The organism is Slackia sp. CM382, assembly GCF_000293015.1.
Classification (GTDB): Bacteria; Actinomycetota; Coriobacteriia; order Coriobacteriales; family Eggerthellaceae; genus Slackia; species Slackia exigua.
This window is the reverse complement of the sequence record NZ_ALNO01000021.1, coordinates 1-19,319: the sequence shown is the minus strand read 5'-3', so window position 1 is coordinate 19,319 and position 19,319 is coordinate 1. Positions and strand designations below refer to the sequence as shown.

Sequence of the window (19,319 nt, the reverse complement as noted above, 5' to 3'; positions counted from 1 at the left end):
CCTCTTCAGCGACAGCCCTCCCCTTTCGCGAGGGCTTTTCCCTGTAACGACGGCTTTCCCTTTATTCCGTGCGGCTCCGCGCGCGGCGCACCCGCGCGCATGCTTCCCGCGTATAATCCCGGAATCCGAGAATCCAATCCCGGAGTCTGGAAATCCGTGCGGCTCCGCGCATACGAACGAAAAAGGATCGAGATCGCCATGAACATCAAGCCCGTCATCTTCGGTGGAGACATCCTCGCCTACTCCTACGCGCGCTGCATGCACGAGGCCTACGGCGTGCGCAGCCTTGTGATCTGCTCGAACGATGTCAAGATGGTCACCTCGTCGAAGTTCCTCGATGCGATCGTCGACCACGGGATCGAAGACACCGCCTATCTGCTCGGCCTGGCGAAGAAGACCGTCGCGCAGGTGGCGGCCGCAGGCGATGTTCCCGTGCTGCTCGGATCGGGCGACTGGTACGCGCGCTTTCTCTGCGAATACCAAGACGAGCTCATCGCGGCATGCGACGAAGACGCGCGATGCGTCGTGCCGTACCTGCCCCTGGAGAAGTTCGAAAGCATCATGCATAAAGACGAGTTCTACGCCGCCTGCGATCGCGCCGGCGTCGATCGTCCGCTGACCTTCGAGCTGGACATGTCCACGGCGACCGAGCTGCCGTCCGACGAGGAGCTCGGACTCGGCGGCTATCCCGTCATCTGCAAGCCTTCCGACTCTGCAGCCTGGCATTATGCGGAATTCCCCGGCAAAGAGAAGGTTGCCGAGATTGCCGATCGCGCCGGTCTCGAGAAGATGTTCGAGGCCATCAAAGGCTCGTCCTACAAAGGCGGGCTGCTCCTGCAGGACCGCATCCCCGGCGACGACACCGTCATCTACAGCATCACGGTCTTCTGCGACCGCGGCGACGTGCGCATCATCTGCGTCGGCCATGTGCTGCTTCAGGATCACGACCCCTCGGCGCTCGGCAATCCCGTCTGCATCATGAGCACCGTGGACGAGCCGTGCCACCAGCATCTGATCGATGCGGCGACACGCCTGGTCAAGGAATTCGATTATCACGGCTACGGCAATTTCGACGTCATGTACGATGCGCGCAGCAACACGTACCGGTTCCTTGAGATGAACGCCCGCCCCGGACGCAACTCCTACTACCTCACGCTAGCGGGGGAGAACTTCGTCAAGCCGATCGTCGAGCAGTTCGTGGAGGGAAAGACCGTCGCCAAGCGCGACCTCGACCGCCCGTTCCTGTTCAAGGTCGTGCCGACCAAGCTCGTGCGCGACTACGTGGACGAACCGCTCAAATCGAAGGCGCTCGCGCTCGTCGCGCGCAAGGCGCACGGCTGCCCTACCTTCGGCGCGCGCGACACCTTCGCGCACTGGCTCTGGAGCCATATCACGTATTTCCATTACCTGACGAAGTTCCCGAAGCACTACCTCAAGTAGCGGAGGGTGCGGTTTGGAAGAATCCGCACTTCGTAGCCCTCGAAAGGTGATCGGAAGCCTCGCCGGGCCCGTGGATCCCGCCGGAATCTAGGCGAGCTCGCCGGCTTTCCCCGATCGATCGGCCGCATCGGCTGCGCCGGTCCCGTCGGGCGCGTCGGATCCGCCTGCCCCATCGACCGTATAGACCGCGCCGGATTCGTCTGCCCCGTCGGATGCATCGAATTCTCCCGCTCCACCGGACGCATCGGATTCGCCGGACGCATCCGCCCCGGCCTCTTCGTCGTCATGATGATGGGCTATAGGACCGCGGCGCCGGTTGTAGTGATGGCGCAGCACCGGTTCGAAGATGCCGAGACGCAGCAGGATGGCGAACGACGCCGCCGCAAGCACGACGAAGACGATCAGCGCCTTGATGCCCGAGAGGTTGGAGATGACGAACGCGCCGAACGCGAGCATCGCCGTCCAGCCGTAGACGATCAGCACCGACTTGCGCACCGAGTACCCTTCGCGCAGGAGCTTGTGGTGCAGGTGCTTCGCATCGGCCTGCTGGATAGGCTGATGGTTATGCACGCGCCTGATGATGGCGACGAGCGTATCCGCGATGGGAATGGCCGCGATGACGATGGTCGCGACCATGACCACGAGCGTGGACGAGCGGATGACGCCCAGAAGCGAGATGACGCCGAGCATGGCGCCGAGGAACAGCGATCCCGAATCCCCCATGAAGATGCTCGCGGGATTGAAGTTGTAACGCAAGAACCCGAGGCAGGCGCCCAAGAGCACGACGGCGAACATGGCGACTTCGAGGCGGAGCTTGCCCATGCCGATGAAGAAGAGCGTGAGCGCAGCGATGCCGACGATGCCTGCGGCCAGGCCGTCGAGGCCGTCCACGAGATTGATGACGTTCATGAACGCCACCAGGTAGAACACCGTCAGCGGATACGAAAGCCAACCGAATTCGATATAGCCCGCCCCGAGAGGGTTGTTGATCGACGAAAGCAGGACCCCGGACGCGGCGATGATGGAAGCGCCGACGATCTGGCCGAGCAGCTTCGTCGAGGGTTTGAGGGACTTCACGTCATCGACGGCGCCGACGAGCATCGTGACCGCGAGACCGACGAGCACGCCCTTGTAATTGACCGCAAGCACCCAGGACGAGCGCTCGAAACCATGCCAGTTCAGCAGATGCTCGGCAAAGACTTCGAATACGAGCGCCCCGATCACGCCGACGAACATGGCGACGCCGCCCATGCGCGCGACGGGAATCGTGTTGACGCGGCGCGCGCCTGGATAGTCGATCGCGTTCAGGCGGAACGCGAGCCGCTTGACGACGGGGACCATCAGCAGCGTCACCGCGAGGGAGATGACGCCCAACACCAGAAGGTGCCCGATATTTGCGCTGATAATCACCTAGTTGCGTTTCTCGTAGAATTCAACGGCGGCCTTGATGTCGCCCTCGAAGATGTTGCCGCCCTGCTCAAGCACGATGCCGCGCTTGCAGAATTCCTTTGCTGAGCTGGATGAATGCGTGACGAACAGGACCGTGACGCGCGAATCCGAGATGATTTCGCGCACGCGCGCGAGGCACTTGCGCTGGAATCGGCGGTCGCCGACGGACAGCGCCTCGTCGACGACGAGGATGTCCGGCGCGATGGAGCTCGCGAACGCGAAGCCGAGACGCGCCTTCATGCCGCTCGAATACGTGCGCATAGGCTGGTCGATATAGTCGCCCAGCTCGGCGAACTCGATGATCTTAGGTTCGAGGTCGCGCAGATCCTGGTTGGAAAGCCCCCAGAGCTGCCCGCGCAGCGCGATGTTCTCGCGGCCGCTAAGCTGGTAGTCGAAGCCGGCGGAAAGCTCGAGCAGGGCGCTTACGCGGCCATGCACGGTGACGCGGCCGTGCGTCGGATACGCGACGCCGGTGATGATCTTGAGCGCCGTCGACTTGCCGGCGCCGTTGCTGCCCAGAAACGCGACGGCCTCGCCGCGATGAATCGTGAACGAAAGGTCTTTGTTGGCGAGGATCTCCTTGTAGGGAATCCTCTTAGAGAACGTGGCCGCGAAGCGCGCCTTGTCGCTCGAGAACAGCTTGTACATCTTGGTGACGTGCTCGAACCGAATGGCCACATCGGCTGCGGAATCCTCGTCGCGCACCGCAGAGGGGACGACGAATTCCTCGGGCACGGCGATGGCTGCTTCGTTAGAGGACATCGGCCACGTCCTTCCTGAGCTTCTTGTAGTTCCACAGCATGACGACGAGCGTCAGAGCGAATGCGATGAGGAAGGGCACGAGCAGCGACGGCTTGTCCCACAACCAGTACTTATCGCACAGGCAGGCGCGAAACGCCTCGCAGAAGAACGTGACGGGGTTGAATGCGAGGATCTTGGTGACCGTGTGATACGGAAGGTTGCTCAGATTGTAGATGACGCCCGAGATCCAGAAGAGCGGTTGGGTCGCGGCCTTCAGAAGATTGAGGAAGTCCTTGCTCAAGGCCGACAACCCCGAGACCATGACCGAGAACATCGTCCAGAACACGAGCATGAGCAGCGACACGGGCACGAGCTGCAACGCGTAGACGGACAGCGCATACCCCTTCACGACGCACGCGATCAGCAGCAGAGCCATGAGCATCAGGAAGATGATGAACTGCGAAAGCGCATAGAACAGCGATATGGACGAGAGTGGGAAATGGATGCGGTTCACGAGGAACGGATAGCGCCGGTATATGTTGGCGCCGGTGTTGAGCAGGTCGCTCATGAAGAACCAGGGAATGAGGCCGCAGGACAGCCAGAGGATGTAAGGGTATTCCGTAACGCCGCTCGAGGCGCGCAGACCCAGCTCAAGGGCGAACCAGAAGACCGCGATATACGTTACGGGCTTCACGAGCAGCCAAATCCAGCCCAGAACGGCGCCGCGCACGGTCTTGTGCAGGTCGATCACCGCGAGGTTCATGATTTGGTTGCGCCACTGCCAGTTCTCCTGCAGTATCTCACGCAATGTATTGAGCATATGCCGCCGTTCAAACGTGCCCAAGGCGCAAGGCGCCCCCGTCATTTCATAGCTTATGAATGATAGCATTACCGACGCGGAGCGTGAGCATTTGCAATGCATCTGCAATTCTGCCGTGCATGCGGAACGTATATTAGAATGAACCGTGCGCCTGGCGCCTCGTGCGCGGGCGATTCCTTCGAACGCCGCCGGAACGGAGCGTCATGCCAGATTTCATCTCTAAACTCAATCAAAGCGCATCGCAGCTCGCGCGGCAGGCCGCGGCCCTCAAAACCCAGGCCGGAGACCTCGCCGAAGCCGCATTCGAAGCCGCATCGCGCACCGAATCCGAACGCGAGGGCGGACCCGGCACGGACGCGCGCTACGCCTACGAGACCCCTCTGCCCGACATCCCCGTCGAAGCGTCGACGGCATCGACCATCCCCCAGCCGACCGGCGGCACCGCAACCGATGCCGCCCCCGACACGCGCGCCCGCACGAATTCCCACGGGGAGAACATCGCCTTCATCGTCGATTCGTGCTGCGACGTGGTGCCGGCCTATAGAGAGAAGTACCCGGTCTTCGTCGTCCCGATGCTCATCAACTACCGCGAGGAATCGTTCCTCGACCGCGAGACCATCTCACCCGCCGAGGTCTTCGCGCGCTTCGACGAGGAGATCCCCAAGACGTCCACGCCGACGCCCGCCTACGTGCATCGGGCTTTCGAGCAGGTCGAAGCCGCCGGCTTCACGCACGTGATCTGTGTGACCATTTCGTCGGGCCTTTCGTCCACGCATGCGATCTTCGAAACGGTTTCGCTCAACTTTCCTCATCTGACGTGCGAAATCATCGATACGCTCAACATAGGCGTCGGTTCGGGCATGACGGCGATGCGCGCGATGGAGCTCTTCGAGCAGGACGTCGCGTTCGCCGATATCGCGCGACAGGCGCGCCGCGTCGCCTCCCAGACGCGCATATTCATCCTGCCCGACACCCTCGAATACCTGTACAAAGGAGGACGTATCGGGAAAGCCGTCTATTCGCTCGGAAGCGCGCTCAACCTGCGTCCGCTTATCACCTGCACCCCGAACGACGGCACGTATGCGGTCATCGGGAAGGCGCGCGGACGCAAGAAATCCATCGCGAAGCTCGTCGAGCTTGCGCAGAAAGGCGTCGATGCGCCGCGGCGCTATCGCGTGGCCATGGCCGAAGGCATCGCGCGCGAGGAACTCGACGCCCTGCTCGCACGCGCCCAGGAGTACTTCCCCGATGCGACCGAGGTCATCGATGCCGGAAGCCTCTCTCCCGCGCTCGTCGTGCATACCGGCCCGGGCCTGCTCGGCATCGTCGTACAGAACCTCGACGAGCAGCCCGGCCTATAGAACCATCCATCCCGCAACGCACACCTGATAGAAAGGCGAACACCTCATGGCGGAATTCATCTACCAGATGTACCAGGCGCGCAAGGCGCACGGCGACAAGGTCATCCTGGACGACGTCACGATGGCGTTCTACCCCGGCGCCAAGATCGGCGTCGTAGGTCCGAACGGCATGGGCAAGTCCACGCTGCTCAAGATCATGGCGGGCATGGAAGAGGTCTCCAACGGAGACGCGCGCCTCACCCCGGGCTACAGCGTGGGCATCCTCGAGCAGGAACCGCCTCTCGACGAGACGAAGAACGTCTACGAGAACGTCGAGGCCGCCTTCGGCGAGACGCTCGCCAAGGTCTCGCGCTTCAATGAGATCGGCATGCTCATGGGCGAGCCCGATGCCGACTTCGACGCGCTCATGGCCGAGATGGGCCGGCTCCAGGATGAAATCGACGCGGTGAACGGCTGGGATCTGGACAGCCAGATCACGCAGGCCATGGATGCGCTTCAGTGCCCCGACCCCGAAGCGCCCATCGACATCCTTTCGGGCGGGGAACGCCGCCGCGTCGCGCTCTGCAAGCTGCTGCTCGAAGCGCCCGACCTGCTGCTGCTCGACGAACCCACCAACCATCTGGACGCCGAATCGGTGCTGTGGCTCGAGCAGTTCCTGAAGAACTATCAGGGCGCCGTCCTCGCCGTCACGCACGACCGCTACTTCCTGGACAACGTCGCGGAATGGATCTGCGAAGTCGACCGTGGGACGCTCTACCCCTACAAGGGCAACTATTCGACCTACCTCGAGACGAAGGCCGCGCGCCTCGCCGCGCAGGGCCAGCAGGCCGAGAAGCGCGCGAAGAAGATGCGCTCCGAGCTCGAATGGGTGCGCAGCTCGCCGAAGGCCCGCCAGGCGAAGAACAAGGCCCGCCTCGAACGCTACGAGCAGATGGCACGCGAAGCCGCGGCGGCGCAGCGCAACGTCGACTACACCGACATCCATATCCCCGCAGGCCCGCGCCTCGGCAACAAGGTCATCGTCGCGGAGCACCTGCATAAGGCGTTCGGCGACCGCGTGCTCATCGACGATCTGTCCTTCAATCTGCCGCGCAACGGCATCGTCGGCGTGATCGGCCCGAACGGCGTCGGCAAGTCGACCTTGTTCAAGATGATCGTCGGCAAGGAAGGCGTCACGGGCGGATCGCTCGAGGTCGGCGAGACCGTCAAAATCTCGTACGTCGACCAGATGCGCTCCGGGCTCGATGCGAGCAAGAACGTCTGGGAAGTGGTTTCGGACGGCAACGACTACATGATCGTCGGCGAGTCCGAGATACCGAGCCGTGCCTACGTGAGCGCGTTCGGCTTCAAGGGATCCGACCAGCAGAAGCCTTCGGACGTCCTGTCCGGCGGCGAGAGGAACCGCCTGAACCTCGCGCTCACGCTCAAAGAGGGCGGCAATCTGCTGCTGCTCGACGAACCCACCAACGACCTGGATACCGAAACGCTCGAAGGCCTCGAGGAAGCGCTGCTCGCGTTCCCCGGCTGCGCGGTCATCACCTCGCACGACCGCTGGTTCCTCGATCGCATCGCCACGCATATCCTGGCCTGGGAAGGAACCGACGAGAACCCTGGAGCCTGGTATTGGTTCGAAGGCAATTTCGCCGACTATCAGGCAAACCGCACGGAACGCCTGGGCGTCGAGGCCGCCAAGCCCCACCGTTTGCACCGCAAGCTCACGCGCGACTGAGGCTGCAGGGGAATCCGTTCGTCAGGCGGCATGCCGCAAGAAGCAGGATAGGGCCAGGGCCGATCGTACGGGCCGGCCCTTCGACGTTACGACCGCATTGCCTACGCCTTGGGCTCGGTCGCCTCGACGAGGGCGACGAGCTCGTCGCGCGCATGGACGTCGAGCTTGCGATAGATATGCTTGATATGGGTCTTCACCGTATCCTTCGAGATGAAGAGCTCGTCTTGGATCTGCGGGCCCGTCTTTCCCGAAGCGAGCATCGCAAGGATCTCGGCTTCCCGCGGAGAGAGCGCATGATCGGCCGCCGTCGTGGCGCATCGGCGCATGAGGTCTTCCTGGGCACCGACCTCCTCGATGTCGCCGTCGTCGCGCAGCGAGACTCCCCAGCGCGTGAAAAGGTCCTTCTCGCTTGCGAACAGGATGGTCGCAACGATAACCATGGCGACGGTGATGGAGCCTATGATCAGGCTCGCCGTCTCAGGACTGGCGATCAGGGCCTCGATGCCGACGGAAGCCTTGCGCCCTATGATCGTAGCCAAGGCACGCACGCCGCGCTCTATCCCGAACAGCCAGAGCGCCGACATGCCGTAGCGATACGACATCGAAGCCATCAGCAGCATGATGAGCACCGAGAACGCCGCATAGCTTGCCATGGCACAGAAGTTGGAGACCTGCGCGTTGAACCAGCCGAAGGCCGGAAGCACGAGAAACGCGCATGCCATCAGCGGCAATGCCACGCGATAGAGCGTGGCGAACTGGAAGCTGCGCCCCTGGCGATAGATGAGCAGGAACAGCAGGACCCCCATGGCCAACGTCCCGAACGCGGAATGAGGGCCGAATCCGCTCGAATACTGGCTCGATTCGCGCAGCCCGAACGCGAATGCATAGACGGCCATGAGCAGCGTCGGCTTCCACGGAAACGAGAAGCGTCTGTCGGAGGCATGGCTGCGCTCCTCGGGCGCAAGCGACATGTTCGCGATGGAAAACATGAACAGCGACGCGAGCGGAAGCAGCATGCAGGTTCCGAACAGCCACGGCGCCTGCAGCCCTCGGCAGAAGTAGATCACGAGCGCCGCCGCGACGATGGAGGCGCAGTAATACAAACCGACGCGAAACGGGCTCAGGCACGCATAGAGCTCCGACCAAAGCAGGATGATGACCGCCGTGCCCATGCCGCCGACGATCGTCGCCGGAAGGGCCAGGGCCGATGCGAGGGAGGGATTGAAGACAGTCGTCCATCCGAGCGCCGTGCCCGCAAGCATCAGCCCTGCCGCGGCCCCGTACGCCCAGCCTCGTTCGGACAGGGGCTCGAGGCGCCTATGGAAGGCGGCGCCGAGGAACAGCACGGCGATCATGGCCGCATCGTAGACGTTATGCCCTGCGAAGGCATAGAAGGGAAAATCCACGAACGAGCCCACGAACACGAGCTCGATCCATGCCCGATACATGCCGAGTCCGATGAATGCGAGCGGGACATAGGGCAGCTTGTCGACGATCCACGCGCCGGGAAGCCTCGTTCCCGACGCGATCGCATACGATTCGAGCAGATCGGGATCGGCGATTTCGGTCGCATCCCTTCCCATCCCGCATCACCCTCTCGTGGCCAAGGTTCGAAGCATCCATTGAAACCCCATCGTCGTCCCATGTCAAGCGAGGGTGATAGGGAACGGGTGATGCAAATACCCCCTGGACGGACCCCACAGGGGGAAAGACCGCGCATCCCCCGCGGCGTAGCATGGCAGGCATCGAAGCGCGGCGTCGCACATGGCATGAAGCCGTCTGGAGGGACGGCGGCGGCGCACGATGCTTCCGGATTCCGCGCCGATCGCGGATACGAGAAAGGGAATGGGTCATGGAACAGGGAATCAGCAGACGCAGCCTCTTCAAGCTCGGCGGCATCGCGGCCATCGGAGCGGCGGGAGCAGGCGCGCTGGCAGGATGCGGCACGACGGAGTCGGTGCCTGCCGGGCAGGCGACGGCGGATGCCACGACCGCCGCCGGGCACAATCGGTCGGGGCTGCCTTCGTTCTTCGATAAGCCGGCGCCCATCAAGGATGTCGCCGAGACCAAGGATTACGACATCGTCGTCATCGGCGCCGGCGCCCCGGGCGTCCCCTGCGCGCTCGCCGCGGCCGAAGCAGGCGCCAAAGTCGCGCTCATCCAGAAAGAAGCGACGGCATCGGCCTACGGCAATTCAGGATCGGGCATCGATTACGAGAACAGCGATCCGGCCGACGTGGCCGCGCTCGTGAACGTCCTCATGAAGGACTCGCAGCATCGCCCCAACCGCAAGCTTCTCGAGATGTGGGCCCGCATGTCGGGCGAAGCGGTCAAATGGGTCGTCGATCGTGCGGCGGAAGGCGGCGCGCAGGTCATCGACCAGGGCAACGAGCAGCATAAGCCGCTGCTCGCCAAAACCGGCTACAACCTGAGCTTCGTGACTTCGTACTTCGGTCCCAAGCCCTACACGACGGCCGAAGGCATGGCAGCGCTCTGCACGGTGGCCGAGAAGGCCGGCGTCGAGATCTTCTACAGCACACCCGCCGAGCAGCTCGTCCAAGACGACGCCGGCAAGGTGACGGGCGTCATCGCCAAGAGCGGGGATTCCCATATCCAGTTCAATGCGTCCAAGGGCGTCGTCATGGCGACCGGCGACTACCAGAACGACACCGAGATGCTCTACTACTACCTGCCCGACATGCGGTACATGGCTCCCAAGCAGTCAGGACGCACCGGCGACGGCCAGAAGATGGTCGTCTGGGCAGGCGGCTGCATGGAAAACCTCAACCACACCAAGATGCTCCACGACTTCGACGCCGGCCCCGCTTCGATGTGCGACATGCCCTTCCTGCGCACCAAGCTCGACGGCACGCGCTTCTGCAACGAAACCGTCGAGATGTCGCTCATGAACTGCTACCTGCTCGGCGAGAAAGACCAGGGCAGCTACACCCAGGTGTTCGACAGCGCCTATATGGACAAGGCCGCGTCGTTCCCCGGCAAGCTCATCGATCCCGAGGCCATCCGGACCTGGATGCCCGAGGAAAACGTCGAGCGCACAGGCGTCATCGAAGGCTACCTCAACACTTACAAGGCCGACACGCTCGAAGAGCTGGCGAAGAAGCTCGAAGTCACCGATGCCGACGCGTTCGTGGCGACCGTCAAGCGCTTCAACGAGCTCTGCGACGCAGGCGCCGACGAGGACTTCGGCCTGCCCAAGGAATACCTGCAGAAGATCGACACCCCGCCCTACTACGGCATCCACCGTCACGTGCGCATGAGCGCCATCGCCTCCGGCGGCGTCGTCGTCGACGAGAACCTGCAGTGCCTCACGCCCGAAGGCGCCCCGATCGAAGGCCTCTATGCCATCGGCAACGTGGCGGGCGGCTTCTACGGCGGCGTCGACTATCCGCTCACGGTCTTCGGACTCAACCTGGGCCACAACTACACCCAGGGTTACGTGGTCGGAAAGGCCCTGGCCGCGAAGTAGGTACGCCTCGAAAGCCTTCCCTCCCCTCCTTCTTCCATGCGCGCCCCCGCCGGCTCATCCGAACCGCGGGGGCGCGCCCATGCCGAGCATGAGAGAATCGATAAAGACTTTTTCGCGCAAGGGCCGCACATTTCGAGCGGTCCTTGCGTTGTAGTAGGTAGAGGAGGTGATGGGATGCCGAGAAGCGATCCCGGATGTCTGGATCCGGAACAGGCGCGCACGATCGTGGAGGAATGCTACGGCGAGGTGCTGGCATACTGCAGGCGCCACGCGCCGGCGGGATGCGAGGCGGCCGATCTCGCGCAGGAGACGTTCCTTCGATTCGCGCGCTCGCATGGCTATCGCGAACGCGGCAAGCCCATCGCATACCTCATGCGCATCGCAAGAAGCACATGCGTGGACGCAAGCCGACGCAAGAGGCTCGAAACCGTACGCCTCGACTTCGACGTGGCAGCGCGCGAAAGCGACGAACGGGAAGCGGCGCTCGACGAGGCGCTTGCGAAGCTGCCCGATGGCTTGCGTGAAGCGGTGGAGCTGCGATTCGGAGCGGGCCTCGGCGTGAACGACGTGGCACGCGGGCTTGGAATCAGCCGCTTTTCAGCCAGGCGGCGCATCAACGCCGCGCTGAAGGCGCTGAGAAAAGAATTGGAAGAAGGTGACGCGCATGGTCGGAATTGACGAAAACGGGCTCGAAGCCGAGCTCATGCGCCATTACGCCGCGCAACGAGAGACTCCTGCGGCCGAGAGGCTCTATGAGCTCGCATGCCTGATGGCGAAGGAAGGCGCTCGCGTTTCCGAAGCCCCTGCGCGCCGCCTGGGCGATGCGGGCTTCGTCGCCGCCCAGGTTCGCTTCGTGCCTCCGTGGTCATGGGGCGCGCAGCTCGTCATCGTCACGCTCATGGTCTGGTCGGCGCTTTCCTGCGGAAACGCGACGCCTGTGCGCTGGGCGGTAGGGCTGATGTCGGCCGCCTCGGTGCTCGTGTGCGTACCGCCGCTCTTTTCAAGCAGCCAGCATGGCGTGATCGAACTCGAATGCGCATGCCGTTACAACGCCGCCCGCGTACTGGCCGCGCGGCTTATCGTTCTCGGATGCTCATGCGCGCTCGCCGTCGCGCTCATGGTGGCCGGCACATCCGTCGCGACGGGAATCGGAGCGCTTTCCGTCACCCTCTGGGCCTGTCCGCCCTACTTCTGCTCGTGCGCGGGAACCCTTGCCATCCTCCGTCGTGCGAGGACGCCGCATGCGGTCGTGTCTTCGATCGCCTGGATCGCCGTTATCTGTTCGGCATTGCTCGCGATATCGATCGCATTCCCCGGCATATACGGCCCGGCTGCGCTCGCCATCTGGGGACTTGCTGCTGCCGCCGCGCTCGCGTGGCTCGTGCGCGAGGCACTTCTTGCCCTGCGATCGGCGGCGGGCGGGCTCGACTCCTTCGCGCCGCATATCGCATCGACCTGCAATTAGGGAAGGAGCATCCTCATGGAGCTCACGTTGGACAGGCTGACCAAGCAGTTCGGGGCGCGCATCGCCGTGGACCGCGTGTCGGCCACGCTCTCTCCTGGCGTCATCGGACTGCTCGGAGCCAACGGCGCGGGCAAGACGACGCTCATGCGCATGATCTGCGATGTGCTCCGGCCGACGGGCGGGCAGATCCTACTCGATGGCCGCGATATCGTGGAACTGGATGACGGATACCGGACCCTTCTCGGCTATCTGCCGCAAGACTTCGGATACTACCCGAACTTCACCGCCCTCGACTTCATGCGCTACATGGCGGCCCTTAAAGGTTTCGACGGCCGCGACGGGCGAAAGCGCGGCATGCTCCTTTTGGAAGAGGTCGGCCTTGGCGACGACGCGCGGCGCAAGGTGAAGACCTTCTCCGGCGGCATGAAGCAGCGCCTGGGAATAGCGCAGGCGATGATAAACGACCCTGCGATACTCGTGCTCGATGAACCGACGGCGGGCCTCGATCCCAAAGAGCGCGTACGCTTTCGAAACCTCATCGCCGGCTTTGCGCAGAACAAGATCGTGATCCTCTCCACCCATATCGTGAGCGATGTGGAATTCATCGCCAGTCGCATCCTGGTGATGCGAAAAGGCGCCTTCGTGCTCGACGGAACACCCGAGCAGATCGTCGCGCGGGCGCGGGGCAAAGTATGGGAATGCCACATCGGCGCGAGCCGCGTCGAACCCATGACCGAACGCATGGCCGTCGCCAATGTGCGCTACGCCGCCGACGGCCATGCCGTGGTGCGCGTGGTGGCCGATGCCGCGCCTGTACCGGACGCCCGGCTCGTGGAACCGACGCTCGAGGATCTGTATTTGGACGTATTCCGCGACGCAACGACGAGATAGGAAGATGACTGCGATGAGAACCCTCGTCACCTACGAGATCAAGAAGATTCTCGACAATCGTGCAGGCATGGCGGCATGCGTCATCGTGTGGATCCTGCTCGTCGCGATCGCCGTGACCAATATCATGACCGCAGGAGCACGCGACGGCGACACCGGCGCATGGATGGAAGGAATAGCGGCGCACCAAGCCGTTCGCGAGAACGAGCAGGCGAAGGCCGGAGTGCTCGACGACGCGCGGGTATCCGCCGACCTCGCCGCCTACGACCAGGCGCTCGCCCGCTGGGATGAAATGGCCTCGGAACTGAACAGCATGAGCAGCGAAGAGATCATCGAGCGATACGGCATCGAATTCTGGCACGACGTGCATAAAGTGGTTGTAAGCTCCTATTACCAGCGGCTCGACACCGTTCTCGCCCTCGATGCCCAAGGCACGCGGGCACGCAGCCTCGAAGAAGGGTCGAAAACCGCGATCGAGCACGAGCTTTCGGGCAGCTACCTCGGGTTCTTCCCCTATACCCAGGCCGAACACGACTACTGGACGGAAAAGGCCGAAAAAGTCTCCTGGCCCATTGAATACGGCTATGCCGGCGCATGGGACGGCATTTTCAACTGGATGAGCTTCTATGCGCTCGTCATCCTCGCTGCCGCCATCGCGGTATCGGGCGTGTATGCGGGAGAGTATCAGAACCGCACAGCGGCCGTCGTCTTGCCGACGAGAAACGGAACATGCATGCTGCCGCTAGCGAAGACGACTGCGGCTCTGGTGTTCGTATCGACGTACTATCTGCTGTGCGTCGGCAGCATATGCGGCATCTATCTCGCGATGCTCGGTCCGGACGGCGCAGGGCTGCCCTGCCAGATATTCGACTTCGCGAGTCCCTACCCGTATTCCGTCGGAGCGGTCTGCGGTCTCTGCCTGCTGGTCGGATACGTCGTCTGCCTAGGCGCGACCGCGTTCACGCTGTTGCTTTCCTCGAAGCTGCGCTCCGTCATGCCCGTGGCCGTAGTTCCTCTTGCCGTCACCCTCCTCGGTGTCCTAGGCAAGCTCATCACCCCCTTGGCCAAGATCGCAGACCTTACGCCTATGACCGGCTTCAACGACATGTTCTCCGCCATGGTGAGCTATGCCGTAGGCCCGATCGTATTCGATCTGCCTTCCATGCTGGCGCTGCTCTACGGCGCGCTGCTCGCGGCCTGCATGCCGCTATCCATACGCACGTTCAGGCGACATCAGGTGATGTAGACAACCGCCGCCGTGCGGATCTTTACGCGATTTCGGTTGGCCAGACGGCTCCGTCGGGCAAAGTGGCCGTGCCTTCCGCCACCGCGTGCGGTATGGAGGTGTCGGAGGCGAGCAGTTCCTGGATGCTCACGACCTTGTACCCGTCGTCGGTCAGGCTCTTCAGGATCTTCGGCAGGGCATCGAGGTCCTGGTCGCGTTTGCCGCCGCCGTCATGCATCAGGATGATGGAGCCCGGCCTGATGCCGGACAGGGCGTTATGCGCGATCGTGTCGGCTCCCGGCTGCTTCCAGTCGAGCGTGTCCTGCGTCCAAAGGATGCTCGAGGTCAGCAATCCTGCCGATTCCAGCCAGACCTGCTTGCTGAAATCGCCATAAGGCGGCCGAAGCATGGATGTGCGCACGTTCGTGGCGCCTTCGATCAGGTCGCGCGTGTGCGAAAGCTCATCTTTAACCTGGTCGGACGATTGCGTGGTCAGCGGCGGATGCGAATAGGTATGGCTTCCGATCGAGCAGCCGGCGGCGATGACCTTCGCCGGCAGATCGCCGCCGAGGGAATCGATGTTGCGCCCGATATTGAAAAACGTCGCCGTGGCGCCGAATTCCTTGAGGATATCCAGGTAGCGCTGCGTGTATTCGCTGGGGCCGTCGTCGAAGGAAAGGCCGACGATCTTCGCGTCGCCGCCGGGTTTCACGTTGATGGAGGTCACGATGCAGTCCTGGGCTTCGGACAGCATGTCGCCTTCGACGACCTCGCCCGACACCTTGCCGGTGCGGATCTCCTGCGTTCCCGCCACGCCCCACTGCGATACGTACTGCACCGACTGCCCCGATCCGTCGTCTTTGAAGACGAGCTTGGGGTCGATCTGCTTTTTATCGGTCGTGAAGTCCTCGGTCACGTCGGCGCCGTCGGAAACGGTCGCCGCATCGCCGCGCTTGAGCTCGCGGTCGAGCACGTCGTTGGGATCGGCTTCGTCCCCGTTCAGAGAGACCGTCATGGTCGTCCCGCCGCCTTCGGCGGCGATGGCGCCGCCTAGGGAAAGCAGGTTGCCCGGCTTGGGCGCGATGCCTGCGGATTCCATCGCCGCGCGCAGCGTCGTGCCGACGGGGAATGTAAGCTCCTGGCCGTTCAGCATCACGGCGATATCCCGATGCGCGTAGGCATACGCGCTTCCCACGCCTATGGTTCCGACGGCGACGACGCCTGCCGCCGCAAGGAAGCCGCGGCGCGAATAGATCCGCGAACCGGACGCCCCGTACGTCCCATAGGTTCCCGAGGATCTAGAGGTCCTCTGGACCCCATGCGCGCCGACCGCACGGGAAGACGCCGGTCGCGTCGGAGCCGAATTGCGCGACGTCCGACGGTCGGCTGACGGACGCCGATACGTGGAGGCGCTTCTTCCTGCTGCTGCGCGAGCATGCGGACGCTCATGCGACGGGCGATCGAAATCTCTCTGCGACATGGTCTTCTCTCTCCTCAAACACGCTTAATCCTTATGAGTATAGGCGCGAACCGCGGCTTTCGACCCTGCCAATATCTCCCGTTGACCGTGATCGGCGATTCGTTACCGAACCGTTATCGAATAGCGCATCGTCCGATGCGGCTCCGACGCGCTTCCTCATGGGGCGCAGACCTCGACCCAAGCCGTCCAGCACGCTGGGATGCCGGCATATCGCTGCAGCAACCCTTCATGCTCTGCGGCAGAGCCGTCCAGCGCTCTGGAACGACGAACGGCTCTGCCGCCGACCCCCGTTCCACGAAACCGTCGAAGTTTTCCATTGCGCAACCGAAGATGCTCGCGCATAATGCGCCCCAGGCATTTTTCGTTGAAGCCTTGAGGATCCCTGCAGGGGGAAACCGAAGGTGGAGAAAACTCTGGAGAATCTCTTAAATGGGTGCCGAAGGTGCAAGGCAGGTTTTCGACCGGCCGAATCTCTCAGGCAAACGGACAGAGACGCCGCGAAGGAGCTCATCTGCCGCGGCTTCGGTCAAGCTTTTCAGTACGGCCTTCTCTAGATCGTCAGTTCACGAGCAGAAGGAGGCCGCTCCCCTATGGACGCATTGCTTCATGTCGTTCAAACCATCAACGAATACCTTTCGAATTACGTGCTCATCTTCCTGCTCATCGGAACGGGGCTGGTGTTCACCATCCGCACCCGGTTCGTGCAGGTGCGCTTCTTCGGCGAGGGCATGCGCCGCGTGTTCGGCGGATTCTCTTTGAACGGAGGAAGGCACGCAAGCGGCATGAGCTCGTTCCAGGCGCTCGCCACCGCCATCGCCGCCCAGGTCGGCACCGGCAACATCGTCGGCGCCTGCGGGGCCATCCTCGTCGGCGGCCCGGGCGCCATCTTCTGGATGTGGCTCATCGCCTTCCTCGGCATGTCGACGAACTACGCCGAGGCCGTGCTCGCGCAGAAGACCCGCACCGTGGACGCAGACGGATCCGTGCACGGCGGCCCGGTCTACTACATCCGCTCGGCCTTCAAGGGCGCAGGCGGAAAATTCCTGGCCGGATTCTTCTCCGTGGCCATCATCCTCGCGCTCGGGTTCATGGGCAGCATGGTCCAGTCCAATTCGATCGCATCGACGGTCAACACCGCCTTCGGCATTCCCACCTGGGCTATCGGTGCGCTTATCGTGCTGGTCGCCGGGTTCATCCTTATCGGCGGCATCCAGCGCATCGCGTCGGTCACGGAAAAGCTCGTGCCCGTCATGGCGGTCATCTACCTGGTCGGCGGCCTGGTCGCGCTCATCATGAACGCGCACGAGATCCTTCCCGCCATCGGCCTCATCTTCGAATGCGCCTTCAATCCCGACGCCTCCATCGGCGGTGTCACCTTCGGAATCATCGCGGCCCTTTCGCAGGGCGCCAAGCGCGGCCTGTTCTCGAACGAGGCCGGCATGGGCTCCACCCCGCACGCGCACGCCATGGCGAACGTCAAAGATCCCCACGATCAAGGCGTCACGGCCATGGTCGGCGTCTTCGTCGACACCTTCGTCGTCGTCACGATGACCGCGCTCGTCGTCATCTCCGCGCTCTACGTGGGCGACGGCGCCCTGACCGTGGATGCCACGGGCCTTGCCGCCGGCATCAATAAGACCAATATGGCCCAGTACGCATTCAGCGAATTCTTCGGCACCGGCTTCGGAAACGCGTTCGTCGCCATCTGCCTGCTGTTCTTCGCGTTCTCGACGATCCTGAGCTGGAACCTGTTCGCCCGCCTGAACGTCGAATACCTGTTCGGCAAGAAGGGCGTCATGCCGTTCTTCGTCATCGCGCTCGCCTTCATCTTCCTGGGATCGCTGCTCTCGAACGATCTGGTCTGGGAGCTTGCCGATATGTTCAACCAGCTCATGGTGCTGCCGAACGCCATCGCGCTCATCGCGCTGTCCGGCACCGTAGCCGCATGCGTCAACGGCCGGAAGTCGAAGAGCCTTGCGGAGATCCATGCGGAAGACGAGGAATAGCGCCTACTTCAAGCGATAGAGCCTTCGAATCCAGAACGCCAGCGCGCCGATCAGCAGGATAAGCATCGCAGGCAGCAGGAACCACGGCTGCCGAACCTCTTCCACCTGGATGAACGAAACGGCGGCAAGCCACAACGCGGCAACGGCCTCGATGGACGCGACCAGCCTGCCAAGCACGCGGTAGACGGCGTCGCGATTCTCTTCGGTCACGGTCACGCCCGTGTTCCACGAGCCGGGATGGCGACTGGCGATGAAGAAGATCCCGAATATCAGAAGCATCGCGCACGGGGCGACGAGGGCGGAACCTTTTCCGCCCCATGCGTCGGGCATTCCGTCCAAGCCGTAGTGAGCGGGAATGGAATCGGGCATGGTGCTCCACGACACGGCCACATGAACGAAGGTCGCCACGACCAGCACGGCCGAAACGGCATGCCCGATGCATGCGAACGAATCTTTCTGCGCCTTCATGCGTTCACCTTCATATAATGAGATCCCCCGAAAGCGGAGCCTGCGATACGCGGATGCAGCAACGGCGCATCGGCGCGGCAGCTAGATGGCCGGCTTCATCGCGTTTCCGCTATTCCATCGTGTACGCAGAATGACTGCTCGCCCATCTGCCGCACTCGATATGCCGCGAAACGATAAGCCGCCTCGAGTAGAAGCCCGCCCCTCGCTCGTCTCCGACGAGATGCGCACGCGCCAGAATGGTGCCCACGCGTGCATGATAGCGCTTCCCTACCCCATCCAGGTTGCGAGCACGGGAATCCAGCCCGCCACGAACACGACGACGATCAGGGCAGGCACCACGAACTTCATATAGGCATACGCAGCCCTCGGGAACCGCGCGCCTTCGCCCGTATCGGCCTCGGCGATGAAACTCTCCCAGCCCCAGCCGCGCTTCGATACGCAGAACAGCAGGAAGACGAGCGCGCCGACGAGCAGGATGTTGTTGGACAGCAGGAAGTCCTCGAGAGACTGGACGTTGCCGATGCCGGGAACTTCGAAGCCCGACCACAGGTTGAATCCGAGGATGCACGGCACCGACAGCACGAAGAGCGCGATGCCGTTGACGATGACGGCACGACGGCGCGAAAAGCCCCACTGGTCTATGGAGAACCCCATGATGTTCTCGAACACGGCGATGACGCTCGAAAGGGCCGCGAAGCTCATGAACAGGAAGAACAGCGTTCCCCAGAGCTGACCGCCCCACATCTGGTTGAAGACGCCC

At 62.9% G+C, this 19,319-nt stretch carries 15 protein-coding genes, 1 pseudogene and 1 riboswitch; of the genes and pseudogenes, 9 read left to right on the top strand and 7 right to left on the bottom strand.

Annotated elements, in window-relative coordinates:
- The first annotated feature begins 198 nt into the window (after window positions 1-198).
- On the top strand, window positions 199-1,440 hold the full coding sequence (locus HMPREF1155_RS08575) for a carboxylate--amine ligase (protein ID WP_009079444.1): 1,242 nt from the start codon (window positions 199-201) through the stop codon (window positions 1,438-1,440).
- 87 nt (window positions 1,441-1,527) lie between these two features.
- On the opposite strand, the gene HMPREF1155_RS08570 is transcribed toward HMPREF1155_RS08575, so the two are convergent.
- From HMPREF1155_RS08570 to HMPREF1155_RS08560, 3 genes are read right to left on the bottom strand one after another with little or no spacing between them, the layout of a single operon-like run.
- Window positions 1,528-2,850, bottom strand: a complete 1,323-nt coding sequence (locus HMPREF1155_RS08570; RefSeq protein ID WP_009079435.1) for a glycosyltransferase family 4 protein — start codon at window positions 2,848-2,850, stop codon at window positions 1,528-1,530.
- The gene (locus HMPREF1155_RS08565; protein ID WP_006361917.1) at window positions 2,851-3,651 is read right to left on the bottom strand and encodes an ABC transporter ATP-binding protein; all 801 of its coding nucleotides are present in this window, start codon (window positions 3,649-3,651) and stop codon (window positions 2,851-2,853) included.
- Window positions 3,641-4,450, bottom strand: coding sequence for an ABC transporter permease (locus HMPREF1155_RS08560; RefSeq protein ID WP_009079407.1), 810 nt, complete (start codon window positions 4,448-4,450; stop codon window positions 3,641-3,643). Before HMPREF1155_RS08560 ends, HMPREF1155_RS08565 begins: the two co-directional genes overlap by 11 nt.
- 203 nt (window positions 4,451-4,653) lie before the next feature.
- Between HMPREF1155_RS08560 and HMPREF1155_RS08555 the strand changes: the two genes are divergently transcribed.
- Window positions 4,654-5,811: a DegV family protein gene (locus HMPREF1155_RS08555; protein WP_009079397.1), complete on the top strand. Its 1,158-nt coding sequence runs from the start codon at window positions 4,654-4,656 to the stop codon at window positions 5,809-5,811.
- A gap of 46 nt (window positions 5,812-5,857) precedes the next feature.
- Entirely contained in the window at window positions 5,858-7,540 is a 1,683-nt protein-coding gene (ettA, locus tag HMPREF1155_RS08550; protein WP_009079389.1) for an energy-dependent translational throttle protein EttA, read from the top strand.
- Window positions 7,541-7,641: 101 nt separating this feature from the next.
- Here ettA and HMPREF1155_RS08545 read toward each other — a convergent pair whose 3' ends face one another.
- Window positions 7,642-9,123 (bottom strand): helix-turn-helix transcriptional regulator, encoded by a 1,482-nt coding sequence (locus HMPREF1155_RS08545; RefSeq protein WP_009079391.1) that lies wholly within the window; start codon window positions 9,121-9,123, stop codon window positions 7,642-7,644.
- A 269-nt stretch (window positions 9,124-9,392) separates the two neighbouring features.
- On the opposite strand from HMPREF1155_RS08545, the gene HMPREF1155_RS08540 reads away from it, so the two are divergent.
- From HMPREF1155_RS08540 to HMPREF1155_RS08520, 5 genes are all read left to right on the top strand, one after another.
- Complete coding sequence (locus HMPREF1155_RS08540; protein ID WP_039993696.1) at window positions 9,393-11,027, top strand: FAD-dependent oxidoreductase; 1,635 nt, start codon at window positions 9,393-9,395, stop codon at window positions 11,025-11,027.
- 174 nt (window positions 11,028-11,201) lie between these two features.
- Window positions 11,202-11,705: an RNA polymerase sigma factor gene (locus HMPREF1155_RS08535; protein WP_009079409.1), complete on the top strand. Its 504-nt coding sequence runs from the start codon at window positions 11,202-11,204 to the stop codon at window positions 11,703-11,705.
- Window positions 11,692-12,492: a hypothetical protein gene (locus tag HMPREF1155_RS08530; protein ID WP_009079411.1), complete on the top strand. Its 801-nt coding sequence runs from the start codon at window positions 11,692-11,694 to the stop codon at window positions 12,490-12,492. The genes HMPREF1155_RS08535 and HMPREF1155_RS08530 overlap by 14 nt, the downstream gene beginning before the upstream one ends.
- 15 nt (window positions 12,493-12,507) lie before the next feature.
- Window positions 12,508-13,383 (top strand): ABC transporter ATP-binding protein, encoded by an 876-nt coding sequence (locus tag HMPREF1155_RS08525; protein ID WP_009079446.1) that lies wholly within the window; start codon window positions 12,508-12,510, stop codon window positions 13,381-13,383.
- Between the two features lie 4 nt (window positions 13,384-13,387).
- Window positions 13,388-14,626, top strand: a complete 1,239-nt coding sequence (locus HMPREF1155_RS08520; protein ID WP_039993695.1) for an ABC transporter — start codon at window positions 13,388-13,390, stop codon at window positions 14,624-14,626.
- A gap of 22 nt (window positions 14,627-14,648) precedes the next feature.
- Here the strand turns inward: HMPREF1155_RS08520 and HMPREF1155_RS08515 are convergent, their stop codons facing one another.
- Window positions 14,649-16,085, bottom strand: coding sequence for a polysaccharide deacetylase family protein (locus HMPREF1155_RS08515; protein WP_009079416.1), 1,437 nt, complete (start codon window positions 16,083-16,085; stop codon window positions 14,649-14,651).
- A gap of 403 nt (window positions 16,086-16,488) precedes the next feature.
- Window positions 16,489-16,585: riboswitch (glycine riboswitch) on the top strand.
- Between the two features lie 90 nt (window positions 16,586-16,675).
- Here HMPREF1155_RS08515 and HMPREF1155_RS08510 point away from each other — a divergent pair.
- Window positions 16,676-18,091, top strand: coding sequence for a sodium:alanine symporter family protein (locus HMPREF1155_RS08510; protein ID WP_009079437.1), 1,416 nt, complete (start codon window positions 16,676-16,678; stop codon window positions 18,089-18,091).
- 3 nt (window positions 18,092-18,094) lie between these two features.
- Here HMPREF1155_RS08510 and HMPREF1155_RS08505 read toward each other — a convergent pair whose 3' ends face one another.
- Both HMPREF1155_RS08505 and HMPREF1155_RS08500 read right to left on the bottom strand, forming a co-directional pair.
- Window positions 18,095-18,559, bottom strand: a complete 465-nt coding sequence (locus HMPREF1155_RS08505; RefSeq protein ID WP_009079402.1) for a DUF1648 domain-containing protein — start codon at window positions 18,557-18,559, stop codon at window positions 18,095-18,097.
- Window positions 18,560-18,826: 267 nt separating this feature from the next.
- Window positions 18,827-19,319 (bottom strand): annotated as a pseudogene (locus tag HMPREF1155_RS08500) (sodium-dependent transporter); the annotation flags it as partial.